Here is a 3694-nt window from a genome sequence, read left to right as displayed (position 1 = left end):
TTTGATTACTTCTCAATATTTCCGACATAGCAGCGCCTGTATTGTTCACAGTCTTCAAGGAATTTCAAAAATCTCAGCAAATCAGAGCATTTTTCTCTCACCAGAGACATAAAAGAGCGTTAGACGATACATAGACTTTCTGGAGCGATCGCCCTATTCTTAGAGGAAAAAAGGAGCATCGCATACAAAAAAGCCCAGTTATGAGATGACTGGGCTTTTAGCTATCTCAATCAATTATTGTCGGTAGAGAAGTTTCAGACTATGCAGCAGGAAGTTCAAGATTAACCTTGACAACTTTGTTCTTTTCTTGCTCAGTTTTTGGCAGTGTCAAATTCAAAATGCCGTCTTTATAATCTGCGGTGACATTGGTATTTTGAATTCGAGCAGATAGAGGAATTACACGTTGGAATTTACCATAGTAGAATTCACTCTTGGTAGTGCCATTGTTTTCGGTTTTAGTTTCAGACTTGCGCTCACCGCTAATGTGAACAGCATCTTCAGTGACTTGAATATCTAAGTCTTTAGCGTCTAGTCCTGGCAGTTCTAGCAACAGAAGAATAGCATCTTCGGTTTCTTGTAGTTCAGCAGCCGGAACTCTGATCAAGCCTTTTTCAAAGTGTGCAGATGGTACTCTGGTATCTCCAAATAAGCCGTTGATGTGACGTTCTAAAGTGTTCAATTCTTGCCAGGGGTTGTAACGACGAACTAGCATATTAATTTATCCCTTGTACCAGTAGTAGTTTTTTGCTCAACAAACTTTGGATTTAATTCCTTGCTTTGATTACCATGTTATTGAGAAAAAACAAGCTTTTAATTCGGTTATTATCACCAAAAAATTGATGATTACCGCACTAATTTAGGGAGTAAAAACGATTACGGTTTACTCGAATTTTGCGGTTCGGTAAACCCGAATAATAACTATTAATATCAATAACAATCAACTAATGAACCAATTCGCAATTCGCAATTCGCAATTAAATCAAGCCCGACACTAGGGGTGGGGTTTCAACCAACAAGAGTGATACAAGGATTATTTCGCGCCACTTGCGGGCGAGGTTTTAAACCTTGATTGATTTCGATAAATCTGCTGTTGAAGGGGATTTGCTTTGATACTAAACTTTACTTTCTTCTACCCAAACGGTTGCCCCCAGCGCTCCCAGTTTTCTTTATTAAATTTATATTATACATACAACGTCTACAAAAGTTATTTATTCGATATTAACTGTTGTATACATTTTATATAAAAGATAAATGGGCGTTTCGTAGGGTTATACTGAGATGACTCCATTTCAAGGAGAAAACGTAACGAAATGTAACGATGTCTTGACCAAGTTACTTACTTCCCGCTAAAAGATTAGCTGTAATATAAAAAAAGTATTACAAGAAGTGACGAGTACTCTTCGGCGTAAATACGTATACCGTTTCCAACACCTGTAAGCAATCAAGTTTTCGTAAATTTTAATGGTATGTTTATTTGCGCCAAGCTGTACGAAGGTAAGATTGTGTATAAATATGTAAGAAACCGAACATTTCAACTATGCGATCGCCAACTAAACTTGCAGTTGTAGTAAAGATTTTACTACAAGCATTAAAAAACTATTTCAATGTTGGCATCGGACTTTTCACACCACCTAGAAAAGTCACTTTGATAGGTTAACAATCCCTTCCACCACCAGAAAATTCGTCAAACTGTAGTTCAAGGAGAGATGTTCCGTCGTGTGCTCCTGCATTCATACCCTGGCTGACGTTCACTACAACTGGGATCTGATTTTGTGCAGCGATGTGCTTAATATATTTAAGAGCAAGTCCATGAGTTAGGGAATATCCAAGACTATAACTGTCTCTAAGATTAGTTTTTAAGCGGGGGATAACTACAACAATCTTAGCATCGGGTGCAACGCCCCCTGGAAAATGGTTTCCGGGTCTACCTGCGGCAATACTTGCTACATGAGTTCCATGCATTTGCAAATCCCTCCCAAGACCTGGTGGAACTCTGCGCTCCTGAATATATTGATTGATTTGAGCTTCGGTATGCTCTGTACCAAATGATTGCTCAACACCAGGAATGTTGGGACTAGAACCAGTATCATCTGTTTGATCCCATATAGCTAAAATTCTAGTACGAGTTCCGGTTGAATCAAGGAATGCGTCATGCAAGACATCATTCAATCTATAAGTAATATTCTCCAAAAAATTGACAGCTTCATACAAAAGACTGATGTTGTACAAAAAATCTCTATTTTTCTCTTGATAATTTATCTGCTTATGTAGTAGATTAATTACTTTCTTTAACCTCGTCTGTAATCGATCAATTGGTTCTGAATCAACATTTTCTTTCTCCGATTGATTGGCAACATTCTCTAATTCGTAGACAACTTCTTGTAAAGAATGGGGAACATCCAAATTTTCTTTTTCTATCGATTGGTAAGGCATCCCCTCCTGAAGTTGAATGAGCGCGTTCTGAAGCTTTATTCGTAGCTGATAAATCTGATTTGGATCTACGTCTTCTTTTCTCAATTGATAAGCAAAAGCTGCAAGGAGACTAGTTATATCTGATACAATAAGCGTAATAACACGATTATCACCCCTACTAGTAACACGGTTGTCTTTATAAAGTAGAGATTGTAACTCTTTAAGCTCTCGGATTGACTGCTCAATCTGATGAAGATATCGATTAAAGCTTAGTTCGCTCATTTTTGCAATTACCGTAAGTAACTTTCTCCAGTATACTCACTTTCTAATTATTCAATTAAATTATGGCGTGACTATTATTTTAAAATGGGTAGAAAGGGCGGGGAACTTCTGCTTAAAACAGCAGTATCTTTACTTGTCTTTGACCACTCGGTGCAGGTAGTCTAATGTCCACTTCTTAGAAAACTCCTCATAGGATATCCACTTTCTAGAATTCTCTTGAACCAAGATTATACCATCCTCCTCTTTGCTATCAATCACAATTCCATAAGCTCTTGCTAATTCATACCACTCATGGAATTGAGATTTTTGTATGTCCATCTTAGTTTCATTAGGCTCCCAGTTTTCCACTAATGCACTTCTAAACAGACCAGTTTTTGACTTAACTTTTCCTACTGCTAGTCTTTCTTTAACTACTGCAAGAGCATTGAAGACTTGCTTGTCAGTGGAGGACTTAATCAACTGAATTAAGTTATCATTAAGTTTGATTCCAACTTCAGATATTTGAGTTTTCAGTTTTTCTGTAAGAATACACCCCCTACTTTCTTCGTCAGAATTTTTCTCCTCAATTGATTTACCTTGAGTAATGGGAACTACCTTGGATTGATTAACCTGTACTTGTAACTCCTTCATTCTGGCTTGCAAATCTTCGATGATTTGCTTCTGTCGCTCAACTTGGTCTTCTAAAAAATGAATGCGATGAACCTTACCTGCAAGCCCTTCATTAATACCTTTAAGTTTTTTGTTTTCTTCTTCTAGCTTTACTATCCGTTCTTTGAGGCGAGCCAAAATTTTATTGTAGGAAGAATCAGACTTAGGCTGTAGTTGCCTGGGTAATGAACCCTGATTATTCCTAGTCTCGGCAATACGCAATTTATTAAACTCAACGAGATTGTCACCAATCCCGTTGGTCTTCAAAACCGTGCGTAACAGTTTCCCGTTACACGGCTCCTCAATGGTGCGATGCTTGTCATGCATACCTGTTACCATCTCTGGCAGTTTT

Annotated in this window: 3 protein-coding genes; all 3 read right to left on the bottom strand. The window is 37.8% G+C overall.

All coding sequences use genetic code 11. The features are described from left to right. Positions 1–259: 259 nt before the first annotated feature. Positions 260–712, bottom strand: coding sequence for an Hsp20/alpha crystallin family protein (locus LC653_RS45055; protein WP_229501719.1), 453 nt, complete (start codon positions 710–712; stop codon positions 260–262). Positions 713–1653: 941 nt separating this feature from the next. Further along, positions 1654–2694, bottom strand: a complete 1041-nt coding sequence (locus tag LC653_RS45050; RefSeq protein ID WP_229501718.1) for a S8 family serine peptidase — start codon at positions 2692–2694, stop codon at positions 1654–1656. A 129-nt stretch (positions 2695–2823) separates the two neighbouring features. Continuing rightward, the coding region (locus LC653_RS45045; protein ID WP_229501717.1) for a hypothetical protein at positions 2824–3694 on the bottom strand (871 nt) is incomplete at its 5' end.

This window comes from Nostoc mirabile CHAB5784, from assembly GCF_020829645.1.
Classification (GTDB): Bacteria; Cyanobacteriota; Cyanobacteriia; order Cyanobacteriales; family Nostocaceae; genus Nostoc; species Nostoc mirabile.
Note: the sequence above shows the minus strand (reverse complement) of the source record. Positions and strands in the feature narration are given on the sequence as shown.

Bases quoted from the DNA above. Each gene is read 5' to 3' on its own strand.
- LC653_RS45055 (WP_229501719.1), bottom strand. From the start codon at position 712: ATGCTAGTTCGTCGTTACAACCCCTGGCAAGAATTGAACACTTTAGAA.
- LC653_RS45050 (WP_229501718.1), bottom strand. From the start codon at position 2,694: ATGAGCGAACTAAGCTTTAATCGATATCTTCATCAGATTGAGCAGTCA.